Consider the following 21,631-nt stretch of genomic DNA (forward strand, 5'->3'; position numbering starts at 1 on the left):
AGAGAGGTCAAGGTAATAAGGGCGTACGGTGGATGCCTTGGCGCCAGGAGGCGAAGAAGGACGCGGCCAGCGGCGAAACGCCACGGATAGCCGTAAGCAGGCAACGACCCGTGGATTTCCGAATGGGGGAACCCACCTGGGACAAATCCCAGGTACCGTATGGTGAATTAAGTAGCCATACGGGGCGACACCCGGGGAACTGAAACATCTTAGTACCCGGAGGAACAGAAAGCAAAAGCGATTTCCCAAGTAGCGGCGAGCGAACGGGAAAGAGCCCAAACCTGTGCAGTGTAGAAGTCTGACTGCGTTGCTGCACGGGGGTTGAGGGTAGTACCGATCCTTCAGTCAGGAAGGAGGTAGTATTACAGTTTACTAGCCGAACCCGGTTGGAAGGCCGGGCCAGAGAGGGTGAAAGCCCCGTAGGCGAAAGTAAATTGTAAGCTACTGGTACTCACCCGAGTACCACGGGGCTCGAGGAACCCTGTGGGAAGCAGGGAGGACCACCTCCCAAGGCTAAATACTCCCTGGCGACCGATAGTGCACAAGTACCGTGAGGGAAAGGTGAAAAGCACCCCGGGAGGGGAGTGAAATAGAACCTGAAACCGTATGCCTACAATCAGTGGAAGCACCGTAAGGTGTGACCGCGTACTTTTTGTAGTACGGGCCGGCGAGTTACGATCTAGAGCGAGGTTAAGGGCCACAGGTCCGGAGCCGTAGGGAAACCGAGTCTGAATAGGGCGCATAGTTTTAGATCGTAGACCCGAAACCGAGTGACCTACCCATGGCCAGGGTGAAGCTTGGGTAAAACCGAGTGGAGGCCCGAACCCACTGACGTTGAAAAGTCAGGGGATGAGCTGTGGGTAGAGGTGAAATGCTAATCGAACTCGGAGATATCTGGTTCTCCCCGAAATAGCTTTAGGGCTAGCCTCGAGGGTTGAATAGTGGAGGTAGAGCACTGATTGGGCTAGGGTCCCCATCCGGATACCGAACCCAGTCAAACTCCGAATGCCACTATTTAAAACCTCGGGAGTCAGACCATGGGTGATAAGATTCATGGTCGAGAGGGAAACAGCCCAGACCATCAGCTAAGGTCCCCAAGTACAGGCTAAGTGGAAAAGGAAGTGGGATCGCAGAGACAACCAGGATGTTGGCCTAGAAGCAGCCATCATTTAAAGAGTGCGTAACAGCTCACTGGTCAAGCGATCCTGCGCCGAAAATTTCCGGGGCTCAAGCCTGTCACCGAAGCTATGGCTTGCGTGGCACTTAACCTAATCTTTTAGGTTAAGCAAAGCACTAGAAATTTCGTGGATGTTTTGCGAGCGATTTTGATAGTTGTAAGCGAAGCAAAAAACCACCAAATCAAACCAGCTAAAGCCAAATTTAGAGGCTTAGGTTAAGTGCCACGCGAGGGTAGGGGAGCGTTCCCTACGGGTAGAAGTCGCATCGGAAGGTGCGGTGGACTGTAGGGAAGTGAGAATGCCGGCATGAGTAACGAGAGACAGGTGAGAAACCTGTCCGCCGAAAGCCCAAGGTTTCCTGAGGAAGGCTTGTCCGCTCAGGGTAAGTCGGGACCTAAGCCGAGGCCGAAAGGCGTAGGCGATGGGAAACTGGTGGAAATTCCAGTACCACCTAAGAACCGTTTGAGTGATGGGGTGACGCAGTAGGGTAGGTTGAGCGCGGTGTTGGTTATCCGCGTCCAAGCGACCGAGGTAGCAGGGATAGGCAAATCCGTCCCTGTAACGATCTGAGGCGCGATGGGGAGTGAAACTAGAAGTAGCGAACTCACCGATCCCCCACTGCCGGGAAAAGCCTCTAGCGAGGTTCTTGGGTGCCCGTACCGTAAACCGACACAGGTGGGCAGGGTGAGAAACCCAAGGCGACCGGGAGAACCCTTGTTAAGGAACTCGGCAAAAAGGCCCCGTAACTTCGGGAGAAGGGGTGCCCCGCTAGGGTGATTGTTTATACATGAGCCCGAGGGGGTCGCAGTGAAGAGGCCCGAGCGACTGTTTACCAAAAACACAGGTCTCTGCTAAGTCGTAAGACGAAGTATAGGGGCTGACGTCTGCCCGGTGCTGGAAGGTTAAGGGGAGGAGTTAGCCGTAAGGCGAAGCTTCAAACCTAAGCCCCAGTAAACGGCGGCCGTAACTATAACGGTCCTAAGGTAGCGAAATTCCTTGTCGGGTAAGTTCCGACCCGCACGAAAGACGCAACGACTCGGGCGCTGTCTCAACAAGGGACCCGGTGAAATTGAAATACCTGTGAAGATGCAGGTTACCCGCGACTAGACGGAAAGACCCCGTGGAGCTTTACTGCAGCCTGACATTGGGTTTTGGTATTGGATGTACAGGATAGGTGGGAGGCGTAGAAGCCGGGGCGCAAGCCTCGGTGGAGCCATCCGTGGGATACCACCCTTCCAGTACTGAAATTCTAACCGCGAACCGTAATCCGGTTCCGGGACAGTGTCAGGTGGGCAGTTTGACTGGGGCGGTCGCCTCCCAAAGAGTAACGGAGGCGCCCAAAGGTTCCCTCAGCGCGGTTGGAAATCGCGCGCAGAGTGCAAAGGCACAAGGGAGCTTGACTGCGAGAGAGACATCTCGAGCAGGTACGAAAGTAGGGCTTAGTGATCCGGCGGTTCCGTGTGGAAGGGCCGTCGCTCAACGGATAAAAGCTACCCCGGGGATAACAGGCTTATCTCCCCCAAGAGTCCACATCGACGGGGAGGTTTGGCACCTCGATGTCGGCTCATCGCATCCTGGGGCTGAAGTAGGTCCCAAGGGTTGGGCTGTTCGCCCATTAAAGCGGTACGTGAGCTGGGTTCAGAACGTCGTGAGACAGTTCGGTCCCTATCTGTCGCGGGCGTAGGAGACTTGAGTGGAGCCGTCCCTAGTACGAGAGGACCGGGACGGACGGACCCCTGGTGTACCAGTTGTCCTGCCAAGGGCACCGCTGGGTAGCCACGTCCGGACGGGATAAGCGCTGAAGGCATCTAAGCGCGAAGCCCTCCACAAGATGAGGTCTCCAGCCTGGCGCTCGTCCAGGGTAAGACCCCAGATAGATGATCTGGTCGATAGGCCGGGGGTGTAAGGGGAGCAATCCCTTTAGCTGACCGGTACTAATAGGTCGAGGCCTTGACCCTCTATTCTCAATGTGCAGTCTTCAAAGAACAAACTTAAGTTTAAATAAATAGTTCTAGGTTTACAACTGGAATATTTACTTAAGCTTGAGATTAAAATTTTAAATTTGATTAAAGTCTAAAGTAAGCCCGGTGAAAATTGCGGAGGGGCCACACCTGTTCCCATGCCGAACACAGTAGTTAAGTCCTCCAGCGCCTATGGTACTGGGAGCGTGAGCTCCTGGGAGAGTAGGTCTTCGCCGGGCTTTTTTATATGTTGTTTTTTATAGGATAGCAGTTTTAATAAACTGCTTTTTTTTTATGTTTGATACAAATATACAATATACTTAGATTATTAGAATTTTATCCACAGTCCCATGGGATAGATCAGTGGATAAATTAATATAAAATATATGATTTAAATTAAATAGTTTAGTCGCATTACTTAAAATTTGAGTTTTAACATAAGGTGCTATTATATTTAGTTGTGGATATTATAAAAATGAGAAGTAATGATGAGGTGAATTATAATAGTGAAGTTAAAAATTGTGGAAAATACTAAGATAATATTATTTAGAAAATAATTGAAAGGATTTACTGTCATGGAAAAAGACTCACTGGCTAAGGGGACAATAGTACTAGGCTCTGGAATGGTAATAGCGAAAATATTTGGATTGGTATACAGGCTTATATTGCCCAATATAATTGGTACTGAAGCCATGGGGTTATATGGCATGGCTTACGCAGTTTATACGGTTCTATTAACACTATCTATGGCCGGAATTCCTGTAGCTATTTCCAAAATAATTAGTAATGAATTATCTCAAGGTCATTATGTGGCGGCTAATGACACATTTAAAGTTGCTCTATTATTGTTGTTAACTACAGGACTAATATTTACTACGGTATTATATTTTGGCTCGACTATAATTGCTCATGCAATTACAGGAGATCATAGGGCTGAACTCAGTTTAAAGGCTGTTTCACCAGCAATAATCTTGGTTTCTGTTATGTCAGCGTTAAGAGGGTATTTTCAAGGACATCTAGTAATGACTTATACTGCTGTGAGTCAGTTATTGGAGCAGTTTGTCCGTGTCTTTGGGATTCTTTTCTTTGCTTATTTATTAATTCCTTATGGCAAAATCTACTCTGCTGCAGGTGCAGTTTTTGGAAATGTTGTTGGAGCTTTAACAGGATTGGGATACTTAATCTGGCAATATTTCAATTCCAAGGATATAGTGAAAAGACAAATTAATAATTCAAGTATTAGTATTTCTAGAATTCAACAAACTGCAATACAAATTATGGTATTGGCTTTTCCAATTATAATTGGAAATATGATCATGCCAATTATGAATTTGATAGATGCCAGTTTGGTAGTTAATCGACTTATGGAAATTGGTTTTACTCAAGGCGAAGCCACTAGTAAATTTGCCTACTTAACACAATATGCTGCACCACTGACCATGTTTCCAGGAACTATGGGAATGGCTCTTTCCATGAGCCTAGTACCTGGGATTTCTGAAACAGTAACAAAACAAAATTATGACCAGTTAAAAGGTCGAGTTAGGTTAGCAATCCGTTTTTCTTTATTAATCGGTTTTCCTTCTTTTTTTGGTTTATTTGTCTTAGCTACCCCAATTATATTATTAATTTTTCCAAATGATCCAGAGGCAGCTACTCCCTTACGCTATTTATCACCATCAGTAATTTTTTTACTATTAAAATTTGCAACAACAGGAGTTTTACAAGGGTTAAATAAACCCATGATACCTGTTAAAAATTTAATCATAGGTACATTTTTGAAAGCTATTTTAACTTACTGGTTAACAGCTGTTCCTTATTTAAATGTCAATGGTGCAGCTATAGGAACTTTAATTTCTTATGCAGTTTCTAGTATGTTTAATCTCTTTTATATCATCAAAATAACAGGGATAAAGATATCTCTGGTACAGGATATTTTAAAACCAGCAATATTGAGTCTATTTATGGGTATCATAGCCTTTTCAACTCAGATTTTAACTTTAGATTTAATAGGAATAAGATTGGCAGCATTACTTGCTATAATGGCAGGGGCTTTATTTTATATTTTATTGGGAATCAGCTTCAAAGTAATTAAAAAAAATGAAATACAATTAATTCCCAAATTAGGCCCTAAAATTTCTCCTTATATTAAAGACTGATTGGTTATTTCCCAGGAAATTAAAATTTATCAGAAAATTATTTAACTTTTTCAGAAGGATTTTAAAATAGACTAAGCGAATACATTGAAAGCATGGAATTTTAAACCTCTAGTTGTCAGTATTTTTTACGAAAATTAGTGAAAAAATTATTAAAATTAAATTTTAGAAAAGTTAAATAAAAAGCTACAAAGGAGGAATTTTCACATGAAGAGTTATCAACCGGATCAAATTAGAAATGTGGGATTATGTTCTCATGGTGGTGCGGGCAAGACATCCTTAACCGAAGCTCTACTGTACTCTTCCAACTCCATTGATCGACTAGGTAATGTAGAAGATGGTACTACTACTACAGATTTTGATAAAGAAGAAGTAGATCGAGGTATTACCATCAATACTTCAGTGGCCCCTTGTGAGTGGAAAGGTCATAAGCTCAATTTAGTGGATACCCCGGGATATTTTGACTTCATTGGCGATGTGAAAAGTTCTTTGCGTATCGTAGATGGAGCTTTAATAGTAGTTTGTGCTGCTTCTGGTGTGCAAGTTGGGACAGAACAAGTATGGCATTATGCTGATGAAAATGACCTACCAAGAGTGGTATTTATAAATAAAATGGAAAGAGAAAATGCCAGCTTTAATAGGACTTTAGAACAATTAAGGGAAAATTTTGGGGATCAAGTTGTTCCCGTTATGATACCAATCGGAAGTGAAGATTCCTTTGAAGGTGTAATTAATTTAGTCACGATGAAAGCTAATTACCATAAAGGAGATGGCAAGGAGTTTAGCGAAGAAGAGATTCCTTCAGAATATCAAGAAGAAGCAGATAATTTTCGGGAAATGCTAATGGAAGCTGTGGCAGAATGTGATGATGAAATGCTAGAAAAATATTTAGAGGGCGAATCTTTAACAGAAGATGAGGTCATCAATGGAGTGAAACAATTTACAAAAGAAGGAGAACTTATTCCCGTCCTTTGTGGCTCAGCAATTCAGAATATTGGTGTAACTCAGTTGATGGATTGCCTTAAATACTATATTCCTAGTCCGGTTGATTTAAATTATCAAGGTTTTAATCCTGAGACTGAGGAGGAAGTTAAGATAAATCCATCTGAAGAGGGACCCTTCAGTGCATTTGTCTTTAAAACCGTGGCAGACCCCTATGTGGGTAGACTGAATTATTTCAGAGTATATTCTGGCCAACTTTCTGACGACAAAGAAGCATATAATTCTAATAATAAAACCTCTGAAAGAATTGGTAAGTTGTATTATTTAAAAGGAAAAGAACAAATCCCAGTGAATACTGTTTCTGTTGGAGATATAGCTGCAGTTAGTAAATTACAGAAAACTGCTACAGGGGATACACTATCAGATTCTGAAAAACCAGTTAAGCTACCAGAAGTTGAATTCCCAGATCCGGTCATTTCTTTTGCTGTTGTCACACAAGATAAAGGTGACGAAGAAAAAGTCGGTACAAGTTTGTCTAAATTTTTAGAAGAAGATCCAATTTTAAATTTAGAGAAGAATGACGAAACTAAAGAAACACTAATTTCTGGAATGGGAGAATTGCAGCTTGAAATAATAATTGAGAAAATGAAGAAAAAGTACGGAGTAGATGTAGAGTTGAAAACTCCCAAGGTTCCCTACAAAGAAACAATTACTAAAACAGTTAATGCTGAAGAAAAATATAAAAAACAATCAGGTGGAAGAGGGCAATATGGCCATGTGTTTATTGAATTTTCACCCTTACAAGAAGGGGAAGGTTTTCAGTTTGAAAACAATATTGTTGGCGGAGTAATTCCCAAAACATATATTCCGGCTGTAGAAAAAGGAATATTTGAGGCTATGGAGACAGGAGTTTTGGCAGGATATCCTGTGATTGATATTAAAGCTAACCTATACGATGGTTCTCACCACAGTGTTGATTCTTCTGAAATGGCCTTCAAAGTTGCAGGTGCCAACGCATTCAAAAAAGGAATGCAGAATGCTCAACCAGTACTTTTAGAGCCAGTAATGGAAGTAGAAGTAAGAGTTCCAGAAAAATTCATGGGAGATATTATGGGTGATATAAATAGTAAACGGGGTAAAATCCAGGGAATGGACCCTGATGGTGATTATCAAATAATAAAAGCTTATGTACCCCAAGCAGAGATGTTAAGGTACGCAATTGACTTGAGATCTATGGCTCAGGGTAGAGGGACATTCACTTCTGTATTTAGCCATTACGAGCGAGTACCTGATGATGTTAGAGATGAGATCATTGAAGAGACTACTGCAGAGAAGGAAGCATAAAATAAAACCAATAAATTTTGGAAGTTATTAGCAATCAAATTTGATTTGACCATGTTATCGACTTATATTAAAATTTAATACAATTGGTAGGGACCGGGTGGGGAAGTCCCCTGCCCGGTTTTTAATTTGGGATAAAATTAACAATTGATGAAATTAAGGAACCTAGAAATGTAATAACGTACTTTGCATAAACTAAATACCATAAGAGACAAAATTTATGTTTTTAGGTAGTGGAGGTGTTTTAGCTTGAAAAAGTTAAGGGTTGGAGTACTTTTTGGAGGACGTTCTGGAGAACATGAAGTTAGCCTAAAGTCTGCGAATTCGATTTTGAACGCTTTAGATAGAGAATTATTTGAAGTGATTCCCATAGGAATTCGTAAAAATGGAGAATGGATTTCAGGGGAAGCACCCTTGGAAGAGTTGGAAACCGGTATAAAAAATCAGGGAAATTATGCTGTAAGTATTCTACCTGATCCATCCAAAAAAGTTCTTTGGAAATTAGATCCCTTTGAAAAAATTAGTGAGATTGACCTGATTTTCCCAGTGCTTCACGGAACTTTTGGAGAAGATGGTACTGTTCAAGGTTTTTTAGATCTTTGTGGAATTCCTTATGTGGGTTCAGGAGTTTTAGGATCTTCTTTGGCCATGGATAAAGTCATGATGAAAAAAATATTAAGACGTCATGGATTACAAGTTGCTAATTACTATTCATTCAAAAGAAGTGAATGGGAACAAGATCGGGATGAAATTATTTTTAGCATAGAAAAACAACTTTCATATCCTATTTTTGTTAAACCTGCTAATTTAGGGTCTAGTGTTGGAATTTCCAAAGTTAAAAATAGAGAAGAACTAATTCAAGGTATTGATTTAGCTGTTAAATACGATATGAAATGTTTAGCCGAAGAATTTATACCAGGAAAAGAAATAGAATTAAGTATCCTTGGTAATGATAATCCTAAGACTTCAGTTCCAGGAGAGATAATCCCAGCAAATGAGTTTTATGACTACAATGCAAAATATATTAATAATAAAAGCAAACTAGTTATCCCAGCACCTCTCTCAGAAACACTTAAGACTAAAATTGAAGACATGGGAGTTGAAGCTTTTAGAGTATTAGACTGTTATGGATTATCTAGAGTAGATTATTTTGTCCTAGAAGATCAAGAAGAGGTTTATATCAATGAAATCAATACTATGCCTGGCTTTACTGAAATTAGCATGTACCCTAAACTATGGACTGAATCGGGACTATCCTACTCTCAACTATTAACTGATTTGATTTATCTAGCACTAGCAAGGCAGCAAGAAAAGGATAGGAATTCAACTGATTTTTCGGAATCATAACTAAAATAACTTTATATCAATCTTGTTAATGACTAACTATTGTAGTAAAATCAATGTTGAATAGAAAAGGAGGGATTATTAATGAATATAGAAAAAGGTACAGAAACAGTAAAAAAAGGTATGGCCCAAATGCAAAAAGGCGGAGTTATCATGGATGTTACAACTCCCGAACAGGCTAAAATAGCTGAAAAAGCAGGAGCTGTAGCAGTGATGGCTTTAGAAAAAGTGCCTGCAGATATAAGAGCTGGTGGTGGAGTAGCACGAATGGCAGATCCTGAGGTTATTAAAAAGATCATGGATGCTGTAAGTATCCCAGTTATGGCCAAGGCACGAATTGGTCATTTTGTGGAAGCTCGTATTTTGGAAAATTTAGGCGTTGATTATATAGACGAAAGTGAAGTGCTTACCCCAGCCGATGAATATTATCACATTGATAAAAACAAATTCACTGTCCCTTTTGTATGTGGTGCTAGGAATTTAGGAGAAGCCTTACGCCGTGTTGGAGAAGGCGCTTCTATGATGAGAACTAAAGGGGAAGCAGGAACGGGTAATGTGGTAGAGGCTGTACGTCATATAAGAACTGTTATGGATGGTATCAGAAAAGTTCAAAATCTTCCTGATGATGAGTTAATGACTGAAGCTAAGAATATTGGAGCACCTTATGACCTTATTAAACAAGTTAAAGAAGAGGGAAGATTGCCTGTAGTTAACTTCGCTGCTGGTGGAGTAGCTACACCTGCCGATGCAGCTTTGATGATGCAATTAGGTGCCGATGGAGTTTTTGTAGGTTCAGGTATATTTAAATCAGGTGATCCTGAAAAAAGAGCAAAATCTATTGTAGAAGCAACATTAAATTACGATAATTATGATGTGTTGGCTGATGTTTCTTCAGGATTGGGTGAAGCGATGGTAGGAATTAATGTATCCGATCTGGAAGAACAGGAAAGGATGCAAAATCGAGGCTGGTAAATTGATACAGTGTATAAGAACTAGAAGATTGATAGGAAAATTTTATAAAAATTAGATTAATTTGTATACAAGGTGCTATTACAAAACACATGGACATGCATTCATAGTTGGATTGAATCCAATCCTATTAAAACATAAATAATATACAGGATTATGCCTTAAGTCTATCCTTTCAATCAAATTAACTATGGTTCCAGAATTCATAAATATTTTCTGTCTTTAATTTCTTGATTTTTTAAAGGACAATTAGTATAATTCATTAATAACTAATCTGAATTTTGGAAGACTATAGCAATAAAAGAATATATAAAAACCGTTGATGGGGTCAGTAATCAGTATGAAATTTCCAGAGAGCCGGTGGTAGCTGAAAACCGGTAATTTCAGCTGATGAATCCACCCCTGAGGGAACTGCCGAATCCGAAGTAGTAAGTAGTTACGTTACCGGGCGTTAACCGGTTAGAGTTGGGGCTCATTGCCCAACTAGGGTGGCAACGCGAGCAGACCCTCGTCCCTAATTTGGTGACGAGGGTTTTTTGTCTAATTGCTTGGACAATAATACATATTAGGGGGGAATAATCATGCTAGATGTCAAGTATATTCGAAACAATCCTGATGAGGCAAGGAAAGCTTGTGTCCAAAAAGGTGAAGATGATCATGTTGATGAAATTTTGAAATATGATGAACAGCGTAGGAAGATATTAACAGATTTAGAAGTATTAAAAAATAAGCGTAATACTGTTTCCAAAGAAATAGGTCAATTGAAAAAAGAGGGACACGATGCACAAGACAAAATTGCTGAAATGAAAGAGGTATCTGATAAAGTAAAAGAAATGGACGATGAACTGAAAAAAGTTGATGAACAACTTAATTATCATCTATTATGTATCCCTAATATACCTAATCCAGATGTGCCTGTTGGGGACGATGACGAAGATAATCAAGTAGTCAAGCAGGTTGGTGAACCAGTTAAAAAGGATTACTTTAAACCTCATTGGGAGGTGGCTGAAAACCTGAACTTACTTGATTTTAAGAGAGCTGGCAAAGTTACTGGTACAAGATTTGTAAATTATGTAGGTGATGCTGCTCGTTTAGAAAGGGCCTTGATTGATTTCATGATTGATGTACATGTAACAGAACATGGTTATGTAGAAATGATGCCTCCTTTTATTGCCAATAGGGACTCAATGACTGGCACAGGGCAACTTCCTAAATTTGAAGATGATATGTATAAATTGGAAGATATGGAATACTTTTTAATTCCCACTGCTGAAGTTACTTTGACCAATTTGTATCGTGACGAGATTCTACCTGGAGATTTTTTACCTAGATATTTAGTCGCTTTTACACCATGTTTTCGAAAAGAAGCAGGTGCCCATGGACGGGATACTCGAGGTCTTATCAGACAGCATCAATTCAACAAGGTAGAGATGGTAAAATTTGTAGAACCAGAAAAATCATATCAAGAGCTTGATTCACTTGTGGCAAATGCGGAAAGAGTGTTACAATTATTAGAACTACCTTATCAAATATCATTGATGTGTACTGGTGATTTAGGTTTTGCTGCAGCTAAAAAGTATGACTTAGAGGTTTGGCTACCAAGTTACGACACTTACAGAGAAATATCATCATGTAGTAATTTCGAAGATTTTCAAGCTAGGAGAGCTAATATAAGATATCGGCCAGAAGAAGGGGAAAAAGCCAGGTTTGTGCATACTTTAAATGGATCTGGATTAGCTGTTGGAAGAACACTAGCGGCTATATTGGAAAATTATCAAAATCCCGATGGAACTGTTACAATTCCTGAAGTGCTTAAGCCTTACTTTAATGGTCGAGACGTGATTTCATAAATTTTAAAATTGATTTGACAGTTAAAAGTCCCTGTGTTATACTTTTTAATGTCCTTTGAGAAGTTGGTATAAAAACAAATATCCCAGGAGGGGTGGCCGAGTCCGGCTGAAGGCGCTGGACTTGAAATCCAGTGACACTCTTCGAGTGCCGGGGGTTCGAATCCCTCCCCCTCCGCCAGAAAAACGCGGAGAGATGGCCGAGTTTGGCTGAAGGCGCTCGCCTGCTAAGCGAGTAGACGGGTTAATCCCCGTCTCGAGGGTTCAAATCCCTCTCTCTCCGCCATTTAATTTAGATATAAAAACATGCGCCCGTAGCTCAGTCTGGATAGAGCAACTGACTACGAATCAGGAGGCCGGGGGTTCAAATCCTCCCGGGCGCACCATAGTAATAAAAATCCAGGCCCGATGCCTGGTATTTTTTGTCTCTATTAAATTTAACCAGGGCAATCAATACACTTTACATTGCATTTTAAATATGGTAAAGTGATATACTGCTTAGGAAATAAGTTGGATATTATATTTAATAAATATATAGAGGTAGTTAATTATGCCTAGCCATAATAATACAGACAAATATTGGATGCAGCAAGCTATAGATCAAGCCAAACTGGCATATAATAAGGGAGAAGTTCCTATTGGTGCAGTTATTGTAAAAGATGAACAGTTAATAGCAACTGGTTTCAATAAAAGAGAAACTAGTCAAGATGCAACAAGTCATGCTGAAATAATTGCAATCCAATCGGCTTGTAACTATCTAGGTGGATGGCGTTTACTGGATTGTACCTTATATGTGACAATAGAACCTTGTCCTATGTGTGCAGGAGCGATTTTACAATCTAGGATAACCAAGCTGGTTTTTGGAACTGAAGACCCAAAAGCATGGGGAGAATTATCAATATCACAATTGTTACAAAACCCCCAACTCAATCATCAAGTTGATATTGTTGAAGGAATTTGCAAAGAAGAATCAAAAGATATTATTAAGCAATTTTTTCACGAATTAAGAAAGAGAAAAAAGAATTAATTTTAAATATAACCAGATTGTTATTAAAATTTTGATACTAGTTTTTTCTCTAATAATGGTGGAGAGATGGCCGAGTCTGGCTTAAGGCGCTCGACTCGAAATCGAGTAAGCAGTTGCCTGCTTCCTGGGTTCAAATCCCAGTCTCTCCGCCACTATTAGAGAAAAAATTAAAATTGGATTAAATTTAACCTTGCATAATTTATAAAATTAGTTATAATGGAGAGTAGCGCGGAGAGATGGCCGAGTCTGGCCGAAGGCGCTCGCCTGGAAAGCGAGTAGACGGGTAGATCCCCGTCTCGAGGGTTCAAATCCCTCTCTCTCCGCCATTATTTTTACTTACAAAATAATATTATGTTAACTATAATTGGCCAATCTTGGCCGTGCTAGACGGGGAGGTAGCGGTGCCCTGTACCTGCAATCCGCTATAGCAGGGTCGAATTCCCGGGCTGAGGCCTGGCTCGGTGAAGGTCTGGCCCAAATAAGTGGTGTTGAAGGCTGGGTCCTATGCGACGCAAACCCATGAATCCCGTCAGATCCGGAAGGAAGCAGCGGTAAGTGGGAATTTGCGGGTGCCATAGGGTCACCTGGCCGGAGCTAACTGTTTGGGTAACGCTTGACCGAGTGGGTCGAAGTCGGGTGCACGGCCATTTATTATATATAATTATAATAGCAATCTACCCGGATTCCCAGGTAAAAGGGACCGGGATTTTTTGTTTTGTTCAAATTTAATCACAATTTGTGATAATATGATATAATAAAATGAGAATTTTTTGGATTTGTTTATGATAATAATAAAGGAGATTGTGATACTATGGATTATCAAGCCCTCTATCGTCAATGGCGTCCAAAATATTTTAGAGATTTGGTAGGACAGGAGCATGTGGTTACTACTCTTAAAAACGCTATTAGTCAGAGTCGTATATCCCATGCCTATTTATTTTCTGGTCCACGAGGAACAGGAAAAACTAGTGTTGCAAAAGTATTCGCCAAGGCTTTAAACTGCGATCACAGTCAGGATAACGAGCCTTGTGGCCAGTGCTCAAGATGTATTGAACACGATCGAGGGACTTTTATGGACATTTTGGAAATTGATGCAGCATCTAATAGGGGAATTGATGAAATCAGAGAAATTAGAGATCATGTTGCTTACTCACCCTCTGAAGGAAACTATAAAGTCTATATTGTCGATGAGGTCCATATGTTAACTACTGAAGCCTTTAATGCCCTACTAAAAACCTTAGAAGAACCACCAGATTATGTTATTTTTATTTTAGCTACTACTGAACCACATAAACTTCCCATGACAGTGTTGTCAAGATGTCAAAGATTTGATTTTTACAGGCTTTCTACATCTAAAATTGAAAAACAATTGCAAAATGTTATAGATAGTAAAAATTTATCAGCTACTAAAGAGAGTCTTTCAATAATTGCTAAAAAATCTGATGGCGGTATGAGAGATGCCCTGAGCTTATTGGATCAGTCGTTATCATTTCTAGGCTCGGGTGAGCAGTTAAAAGTGGACCATGTACTTGAGGTTACTGGTACAGTTTCCGAGGATACCTTCTATGATTTATTAATGGCTTTGAAAGAGGGAGATTTAGCCCAAATTCTAAACATAGTCCAACAGCTTTCGGATAGTGGAAAAGATTTTGGCCAATTTTTAAATGATTTGATTGTATACTTAAGAGATTTATTGTTATTTAAATTAAAAGGGCCATCTGATCAATTGTTATGGGGTAGTGTTGATAGTGTAAAAAAACTTCATAAATACTTTACTAAGGACGAACTTATTTCTATGATAGATTTTCTTTCAGAAAAGCAACAGGCAATGAAATGGTCGCAAAATCGAAGATTAATTGTTGAAATGGCTTTTTATCGAATAATTAACAAATATAATACTTCTTTTGAGGCAGAATACAAAGAAAAGGAAACAAAACAAAAAAATAATGAAGAAACAAATGATAAATCACTAAAAGTGCAACAGACAACATCTATCGAGTCAGTCGAATCAGAGAATAAAGAGAATGCAAAGCTCCAGGATCAGAGTTCTCTACCAAAACAAACAGATGACCAAAGTAATAAGAATAATGATAGTAGTAAACTATCTAGGGAAGACAGCGATATTCAACAATCAGAGACAAAAAAAGATAAGATGACAGAGCAACAAGAGGCAACAGTACAAAATGATTTGAATTTAAAAATAGTTACAGAGCAATGGGATGCAGTGCTGGAAAAATTGAAACAGAGAAAAGTTACTGCTCATGCACTAGTTTTTGAAGGGAAACCGGTGGATGTTAAAGAAAATACACTGTATCTAGGGTTTAAAAAGCTGCATAAACTACACAAGGAACGGGTGGAACAAAAAGAAAAAGGCCTCCTAGAGGAGGTATTAAGTGAGTTTTTTGGAGATATTAAGGTTAAATGTATAATTGTTGAGGAAACAGATCTATCTAAGCAAAATACTAAACAGGGAAATGATCACAAAGGTAACTCCCAAAATGAAGAGATGGATGACCTTACGGGGATAGCTAAACAAAAATTCGGCCCCGATAAGGTTGAAATATATAATAAACAAATTTAAGCAGGAGGGATTTGAAAATGGGCGGTAAAATGCAAAAAATGATGAAACAAGTACAAAAAATGCAAAGTGAAATGCAAAAAGTTCAAGAAGAATTAAAAGATCAGACTAGAACCGGCACAGCAGGTGGTGGCGCCGTAGAAGCAACTGTTAATGGTCATAAAGAAGTGGTTGATATTTCCATAGACCCTGATGTAATTGACCCTGAAGACAGTGAAATGTTGGAAGATTTAATTATGGCAGCAGTGAATGATGGTTTGAAAAATGTAGATGAAATGGTTAGTGAGGAAATGAAAAAAGTAACCGGAGGCATGGATCTACCTCCGGGGATGTTCTAAATGTCTAATTATCCGAAACCTATTAATCGCTTAATTGAAGCTCTTTCATATCTTCCCGGAATTGGACCTAAAACTGCAGAACGACTGGCATTTCATATTGTTTCAATGGACGAAACCAAAGTGAATCATTTAATTACAGCCCTGCAGGACTCTAGAGACAAAGTTTTTGAATGCAGCACTTGTAATAATTTAACAGATAAAGATCCTTGTACAATTTGTCAGGATGAAAGTCGTGATAGTAATTTGATTTGTGTAGTGCAAGATGCCAGAGATGTGACTGCAATTGAAAAAGTTCAAGATTTTCAAGGAAAGTATCATGTGCTGCAAGGAGTTATTTCTCCTATGGAAGGTATTGGCCCTGATGATTTAAATTTGAAGGCTTTAATGGATCGGATCCAAGGAGAAGGAATTACTGAACTAGTTGTAGCTACCGATCCTACTGTTGAAGGTGAAGCTACGGCTATGTATTTAAATAAACTTGTCAAACCATTAGGAGTAAGAGTTACTCGATTAGCTTATGGACTCCCTATGGGGGGAGATTTAGAATATGCTGATGAAATGACATTACAACAAGCCTTTGAAGGACGAAAAGAGTTGTAGGATGTACAAACATCCTGCAACTCTTTTTTTTTAGAAACTGTTATATTTAATTGTTGATACTGTAAATTTTCAATTGATGGGATTATGCAATAATACAACTTTTTTAATAACTGTTTTGGTAATAGGGTAGTATATTCAATACAAACTTTATCAGTTAAGGGAAAAGTTTCAAGGAGGGAAAGGTTATGAGTAAATTGAATAATTTTGTAGAATACAAAGATAAGCTTGTAGCATATCTTTGTTATCTCTATCACCATTTTGATTTGATTGAAAGCAATGAAGATTTAACTTGGGAGGATCAACTTTTAAATGAGTTAAAGCGAACTGAACAGGAAATAGAAAATGCTAAAAAATATTTTAATAGCGTAACTGATCCAGGTTTAATTGAACATGCAATTTATTTAATTAAAGCTAGTGAGCGTAAATACAGATACTTAATCAATCAAGCTAAAAAAATGGGTGTTGAGGGCAAATTAGAATTGAAAAAAAGTAATAACCTGTCCTGAAAAGTTGTACATATAATATAAGTACAACTTTAATTGCAAGGGGAGGGCTGTGTTTTGTTTGAGGGAGAGCTGAACTTTTGGTTGTCACTAATTTTTGGATTATTATTTGTTTATTTACTGGCTCGGTTAATATTACAGCCGGCAAAAATTTTTTTTAAGGTTTTTTTAAGAATAGTTTTGGGTGCTGTAGTTTTGTTTTTAGTTAATACAGCTTTTGGAATTTTCTTCGATTTTCAAATTGCTATAAATGTAATTACAGCTTTAACTGTAGGATTTTTGGGTTTACCGGGGATGATTCTTTTAGTTGCTACTATGTTACTAGTTGGAGGAGTGTGATAAAATATGATATACAAATTAAATTATGATATATATTGCTCTTTAAGGCGACTTCTGTTATACTCAAAATTTGAAGGGTGTTATAATTTTTAAACCGACAAGTCAGCTATTTCTTAAACTGTTATAATATTCAATGTACTTTGTTATGCAACAGTTACAGAGATAGTGGCAGCACTTATAGACAACCTTAAGGGGCTGATAAATAATGAGATATGTAGAAGCTTTCATAGGGGAGTATGCTAGTGGGAAAAGTGAAAACGCAATCAATCGAGCCCTTGATTTACAAAAACAAGGTCGTGAAGTCACCCTTGTTGATTTAGATACAGTAGAACCTTTTTATACTCTCCGACCAATTAAAAGAAAGTTAGAAGAACAAGGCTTATCTGTTGTTGCCTGGGAAACCCATGAAACTATGGGTTTAGGGGAAGCCGGTTCAGTGTTAAAGCCTGAAATGCGTTGGGTACTTAGACGTTCAGGTGATATTATTTTAGATGTAGGATACGGTGTACACGGAGCTAAAATATTTAACTTAATAGAAGGTGCGTTAGAGGACAAAGAGTTGAAAATATATGTAGTTATAAATACTTCACGTCCCATGACTTCTCAACCCGAAAGAATAGTCTCATATATAGAAAGTCTGGGAAAAGTTGATGGGATTGTCCATAATACTCATCTTGGAGCCATGACAGATTTAGAAACCATCATAGAGGGTAAGGAAAAAGTAGAAGAGGCAGCTTCCAAGCTTGATTTGCCTATTATAGCAACAGCTATTGAAAAGTCCATGCTATCAGAAGCTAAAACACTAGATTGGGGTCACGAGTTATGGCCTATTGAGAGGTACATGGAAGAAAGTATGTGGTAACCGGCTTTTTACTCCAGTTAACTAAGCAGTTTTTTAACTGCTTAAAAATTATAAGTAAGGAGTGAAAGTTGTGAAAAAAATCATGAAGACTATGGATGGGAATACTGCTGCATCTTATGTTTCTTATGCACTTACTGATGTAGCAGCAATTTATCCCATCACTCCTTCTTCAGACATGGCGGAAAAAGTTGACGAGTGGAGTGCGTATGGTAAGAAAAATATTTTTGATCAGGAAGTACTCGTAACAGAATTACAGTCTGAAGCAGGAGCCGCAGGAGCCGTCCATGGTTCTTTGGCTGCAGGTGCACTGACAACCACCTATACGGCCTCTCAAGGATTACTGTTAATGATACCCAATATGTACAAAATTTCTGGAGAATTGCTACCAGGCGTTTTCCATGTTAGTGCTCGAGCTTTATCGGCACAGGCGCTTTCAATTTTTGGAGACCATCAAGATGTGATGGCAGCACGTCAAACTGGTTTTGCTTTTTTAGCTTCAGGTAGTGTTCAAGAAGTAATGGACTTAGGAGGTATTGCCCATTTAGCTTCAATAAAGTCTCGAGTACCCTTTGTGCACTTTTTTGATGGTTTTAGGACCTCTCATGAAATTCAAAAAATTGAGGCTCTTGATTATCAAGTACTGAAGGATTTGGTTGATCATCAAGCTATTAAAGAATTTAGAGACAGAGCTCTAAATCCTGAAAACCCAGTACTTAGAGGTTCTGCTCAGAATCCTGATATCTATTTCCAAGCAAGAGAATCAATTAATCCATTTTATAATCAAGTTCCAGATATAGTTGCCGATTACATGAACAAAATTAGTGAGATAACTGGTAGAGACTATAAACCATTCAATTATTATGGACATCCTGATGCCGAACGAGTTGTTATTGCAATGGGTTCAGTCACAGAAACTTTGGAAGAAACTGTTGATTATTTGAATTCGCAAGGTGAAAAAGTTGGTATTATCAAAGTTCGACTTTATAGACCTTTCTCAGATAAATATTTCTTTGAAGTGTTACCAAAATCTGTTGAGAGAATAGCAGTACTAGACCGCACAAAAGAACCTGGTGCCCTGGGAGAACCTCTTTACGAAGATGTTAAGACATTGTTTTACAATAGCGAAAAATCTCCCTTGATTATAGGCGGAAGATATGGTCTAGGTTCAAAAGATACTAATCCTTCTCATTTAAAAGCGGTCTTTGATAATTTAAAGCAGGACAAGCCTAAAGACAGCTTCACAGTTGGAATAGAAGATGATGTTAGCAATACCAGTTTGCCAGTTAAAGAAAGCATTAATACTAGTGATGAGGGTATAACACGCTGTAAGTTCTGGGGTTTTGGCTCTGATGGAACTGTAGGTGCTAATAAAGAAGCAATTAAAATAATTGGCGATAAAACTGATATGTATGCTCAAGGATATTTTTCCTATGATTCCAAAAAATCAGGTGGGGTTACAGTATCTCACTTGAGATTTGGTAAGAAGCCTATTCGCTCTACCTATTTAATTGACGAAGCCGATTATGTAGCTTGTCATAAAGAAACTTATGTAGATCAATTCGATTTGTTAGAAGGATTGAAACCAGGAGGAACTTTCTTATTAAATTGCACCTGGTCTGTTGAGGAATTAGAGAGTAGATTACCAGCTAAAATGAAGAGATACCTAGCTGAAAATGATATAGATTTTTATATAATTAATGCCGTTAATATAGCAGATGAAATAGGGCTTGGTGGCCGAATTAATATGATTATGCAATCTGCTTTTTTCAAGCTGACTGAAGTTATTCCCTATGAAGATGCTGTTAAATACATGAAAGAAGCTATTGAAGATGCATACGGCAAAAAGGGTGAAAAAGTAGTTAAAATGAACTGGGAAGCGGTAGATAGAGCTGCTGACGCCCTACAAAAGGTAGAAATACCTGACAGTTGGCGAAATGCAGCACAAAAAGAAGAAGTAGCAGCAGATAAGGATATTCCCGAATTTGTAAAAAATGTGGCAGAACCTATGAATAAACATAAAGGAGATCAACTGCCCGTTAGTACATTTTCCGGCCGTGAAGATGGTACTTTTCCTCAAGGGACAGCTGCCTATGAAAAGAGGGCTATTGCAGTTAAAGTTCCTGAATGGCAAAAAGATAACTGTATTCAATGTAATCAGTGTTCTTTAGTTTGCCCCCATGCTGCAATCAGGCCGTTCTTATTAGATGAAACAGAACTTTCCAAGGCACCTGAAAACTTTGAAACTAAAAAAGCCCTTGGTAAAGCTTTATCGGGACTACAGTATAGAATTCAGGTTAGTCCACTTGATTGTGCTGGATGTGGTAACTGTGAACAAGTTTGTCCGGCAAAAGAAAAGGCCCTAATAATGAAACCTAGGCCGGAACAAACTGATAAAGAATCTTATAACTGGGACTTTGCAGTCAATCAAGTTAGCATTAAAGATAATTATATGAGTGTTAATAATCTTAAGGGTAGTCAGTTTGCTCAACCATTACTTGAATTTTCCGGAGCTTGTGCCGGATGTGGGGAAACCCCATATGCTAAATTAATCACCCAATTATTTGGTGACAGAATGTTAATTGCCAATGCCACTGGTTGCTCTTCAATATGGGGAGGCTCTGCTCCAAGTACCCCTTATTGTAAAGATCAAAATGGCAGGGGGCCTGCCTGGGCCAGTTCATTATTTGAGGATAATGCTGAATTTGGATATGGTATGGTGCTAGCAAATAAAAAAATTAGAGAAAAATTAGCAATCTTAATGGAAGAGGCATTGGAGCAAGATATTTCATCCGAATTAAAAGAGGCATTTAAAAAATGGCTTGCCAATAAGGATAGTGGAGCTGGATCAAAAGAAGCTAGAGATGAAATCTTACCCCTATTGGAGAAAGAAGATAATCCGGTGGTTAAGGAAATTGCAGATAGAAAAGACTATCTGGTCAAAAGATCCCAGTGGATTTTTGGCGGTGATGGTTGGGCATATGATATAGGTTATGGTGGTTTAGACCATGTTCTTGCCACCGGTGAAGATTTAAATATGCTGGTCTTTGATACAGAAGTATATTCTAACACAGGTGGTCAGTCTTCAAAAGCTACCCCCATGGCTGCTATAGCTAAATTTGCTGCTTCTGGCAAAAACACCAAGAAAAAAGATTTGGGCTTGATGCAGGCCATTTATGGCCATGTATATGTTGCTCAAATTGCCATGGGTGCTAATATGAACCAAGCTTTAAAAGCTATTAACGAGGCTGAAGCTTATCCGGGACCATCTTTGATCATTGCCTATTCTCCATGTATAAACCATGGAATTAAATCTGGCATGGGTGCGGCTATGGAAGAGATGAAAAAAGCAGTGGACTCCGGTTACTGGAATTTATGGAGATATAATCCGGAACTGGCTGAGCAGAATGAGAATCCCTTTATTCTAGATTCCAAAGAACCTACAGAATCATTTAAAGACTTTCTCATGGGTGAAGTGAGATATGCCGCATTAGCAAATGAATTCCCGGAGATAGCAGAAAAATTATTTGATCAACTAGAACAAGATGCTAAACAGAAACGTAGAACTTATGAGTTACTGTCTGAAAACAAGTTGTTTTAACCCTGTCTAAACTAGGTATAGAATAGGGCAATACCTGATGGGGACAGGATT

13 protein-coding genes, 5 tRNA genes, 2 rRNA genes, 1 other RNA gene and 1 other annotated feature are annotated in these 21,631 nt (G+C 39.1%); all 21 genes read left to right on the forward strand.

What is annotated here, in order from left to right:
• Positions 1–5: 5 nt before the first annotated feature.
• The 21 genes from NTHER_RS00060 (at position 6) to nifJ (ending at position 21,580) form a co-directional block, all read left to right on the forward strand.
• Positions 6–3,136 (forward strand): 23S ribosomal RNA (locus tag NTHER_RS00060).
• A 125-nt stretch (positions 3,137–3,261) separates the two neighbouring features.
• A 5S ribosomal RNA gene (gene rrf, locus NTHER_RS00065) occupies positions 3,262–3,378 on the forward strand.
• 318 nt (positions 3,379–3,696) lie between these two features.
• Positions 3,697–5,295 (forward strand): putative polysaccharide biosynthesis protein, encoded by a 1,599-nt coding sequence (locus NTHER_RS00070; RefSeq protein WP_158438182.1) that lies wholly within the window; start codon positions 3,697–3,699, stop codon positions 5,293–5,295.
• 204 nt (positions 5,296–5,499) lie between these two features.
• Positions 5,500–7,578 (forward strand): elongation factor G, encoded by a 2,079-nt coding sequence (gene fusA, locus NTHER_RS00075; protein ID WP_012446500.1) that lies wholly within the window; start codon positions 5,500–5,502, stop codon positions 7,576–7,578.
• Positions 7,579–7,824: 246 nt separating this feature from the next.
• On the forward strand, positions 7,825–8,922 hold the full coding sequence (locus tag NTHER_RS00080; protein ID WP_012446501.1) for a D-alanine--D-alanine ligase family protein: 1,098 nt from the start codon (positions 7,825–7,827) through the stop codon (positions 8,920–8,922).
• A gap of 81 nt (positions 8,923–9,003) precedes the next feature.
• Positions 9,004–9,891, forward strand: coding sequence for a pyridoxal 5'-phosphate synthase lyase subunit PdxS (gene pdxS, locus NTHER_RS00085; RefSeq protein ID WP_012446502.1), 888 nt, complete (start codon positions 9,004–9,006; stop codon positions 9,889–9,891).
• 307 nt (positions 9,892–10,198) lie between these two features.
• Positions 10,199–10,407 (forward strand) — a binding site (T-box leader).
• A gap of 62 nt (positions 10,408–10,469) precedes the next feature.
• A complete protein-coding gene (gene serS, locus NTHER_RS00090) occupies positions 10,470–11,738 on the forward strand; it encodes a serine--tRNA ligase (RefSeq protein ID WP_012446503.1) in 1,269 nt (422 codons plus the stop codon).
• Between the two features lie 86 nt (positions 11,739–11,824).
• Positions 11,825–11,916 (forward strand) — tRNA-Ser (locus tag NTHER_RS00095).
• Between the two features lie 9 nt (positions 11,917–11,925).
• Positions 11,926–12,021: transfer RNA gene (locus tag NTHER_RS00100), tRNA-Ser, on the forward strand.
• A 22-nt stretch (positions 12,022–12,043) separates the two neighbouring features.
• A tRNA-Arg gene (locus NTHER_RS00105) sits at positions 12,044–12,121 on the forward strand.
• Between the two features lie 164 nt (positions 12,122–12,285).
• Positions 12,286–12,762 carry a tRNA adenosine(34) deaminase TadA gene (gene tadA, locus NTHER_RS00110; RefSeq protein WP_012446504.1) on the forward strand — a complete coding sequence of 159 codons (477 nt, stop codon included), beginning with the start codon at positions 12,286–12,288 and terminating at the stop codon, positions 12,760–12,762.
• Positions 12,763–12,822: 60 nt separating this feature from the next.
• Positions 12,823–12,914 (forward strand) — tRNA-Ser (locus tag NTHER_RS00115).
• 78 nt (positions 12,915–12,992) lie between these two features.
• Positions 12,993–13,088, forward strand: a tRNA-Ser gene (locus tag NTHER_RS00120).
• A gap of 52 nt (positions 13,089–13,140) precedes the next feature.
• An RNA gene (gene ffs, locus NTHER_RS15515) (signal recognition particle sRNA large type) lies at positions 13,141–13,406 on the forward strand.
• Between the two features lie 167 nt (positions 13,407–13,573).
• On the forward strand, positions 13,574–15,343 hold the full coding sequence (gene dnaX / locus NTHER_RS00125) for a DNA polymerase III subunit gamma/tau (protein WP_012446505.1): 1,770 nt from the start codon (positions 13,574–13,576) through the stop codon (positions 15,341–15,343).
• 17 nt (positions 15,344–15,360) lie between these two features.
• Positions 15,361–15,678, forward strand: a complete 318-nt coding sequence (locus NTHER_RS00130; RefSeq protein ID WP_012446506.1) for a YbaB/EbfC family nucleoid-associated protein — start codon at positions 15,361–15,363, stop codon at positions 15,676–15,678.
• Entirely contained in the window at positions 15,679–16,278 is a 600-nt protein-coding gene (gene recR / locus NTHER_RS00135) for a recombination mediator RecR (protein ID WP_012446507.1), read from the forward strand.
• Between the two features lie 185 nt (positions 16,279–16,463).
• Positions 16,464–16,784, forward strand: a complete 321-nt coding sequence (locus tag NTHER_RS00140; RefSeq protein WP_012446508.1) for a DUF2508 family protein — start codon at positions 16,464–16,466, stop codon at positions 16,782–16,784.
• A gap of 54 nt (positions 16,785–16,838) precedes the next feature.
• Positions 16,839–17,120, forward strand: a complete 282-nt coding sequence (locus tag NTHER_RS00145; RefSeq protein WP_012446509.1) for a pro-sigmaK processing inhibitor BofA family protein — start codon at positions 16,839–16,841, stop codon at positions 17,118–17,120.
• A 205-nt stretch (positions 17,121–17,325) separates the two neighbouring features.
• Entirely contained in the window at positions 17,326–17,982 is a 657-nt protein-coding gene (locus NTHER_RS00150) for a hypothetical protein (protein WP_012446510.1), read from the forward strand.
• 70 nt (positions 17,983–18,052) lie between these two features.
• A complete protein-coding gene (gene nifJ / locus NTHER_RS00155) occupies positions 18,053–21,580 on the forward strand; it encodes a pyruvate:ferredoxin (flavodoxin) oxidoreductase (protein WP_012446511.1) in 3,528 nt (1,175 codons plus the stop codon).
• The last annotated feature ends 51 nt before the right edge of the window (positions 21,581–21,631 follow it).

Origin of the sequence: Natranaerobius thermophilus JW/NM-WN-LF (assembly GCF_000020005.1) — a bacterium.
Classification (GTDB): Bacteria; Bacillota; Natranaerobiia; order Natranaerobiales; family Natranaerobiaceae; genus Natranaerobius; species Natranaerobius thermophilus.

Excerpts from the sequence above, each read along its gene's own strand:
- fusA (WP_012446500.1), top strand. The coding sequence starts at position 5,500 with ATGAAGAGTTATCAACCGGATCAAATTAGAAATGTGGGATTATGTTCT.
- pdxS (WP_012446502.1), top strand. The coding sequence starts at position 9,004 with ATGAATATAGAAAAAGGTACAGAAACAGTAAAAAAAGGTATGGCCCAA.
- serS (WP_012446503.1), top strand. The coding sequence starts at position 10,470 with ATGCTAGATGTCAAGTATATTCGAAACAATCCTGATGAGGCAAGGAAA.
- tadA (WP_012446504.1), top strand. The coding sequence starts at position 12,286 with ATGCCTAGCCATAATAATACAGACAAATATTGGATGCAGCAAGCTATA.
- dnaX (WP_012446505.1), top strand. The coding sequence starts at position 13,574 with ATGGATTATCAAGCCCTCTATCGTCAATGGCGTCCAAAATATTTTAGA.
- NTHER_RS00130 (WP_012446506.1), top strand. The coding sequence starts at position 15,361 with ATGGGCGGTAAAATGCAAAAAATGATGAAACAAGTACAAAAAATGCAA.
- recR (WP_012446507.1), top strand. The coding sequence starts at position 15,679 with ATGTCTAATTATCCGAAACCTATTAATCGCTTAATTGAAGCTCTTTCA.
- NTHER_RS00140 (WP_012446508.1), top strand. The coding sequence starts at position 16,464 with ATGAGTAAATTGAATAATTTTGTAGAATACAAAGATAAGCTTGTAGCA.
- NTHER_RS00150 (WP_012446510.1), top strand. The coding sequence starts at position 17,326 with ATGAGATATGTAGAAGCTTTCATAGGGGAGTATGCTAGTGGGAAAAGT.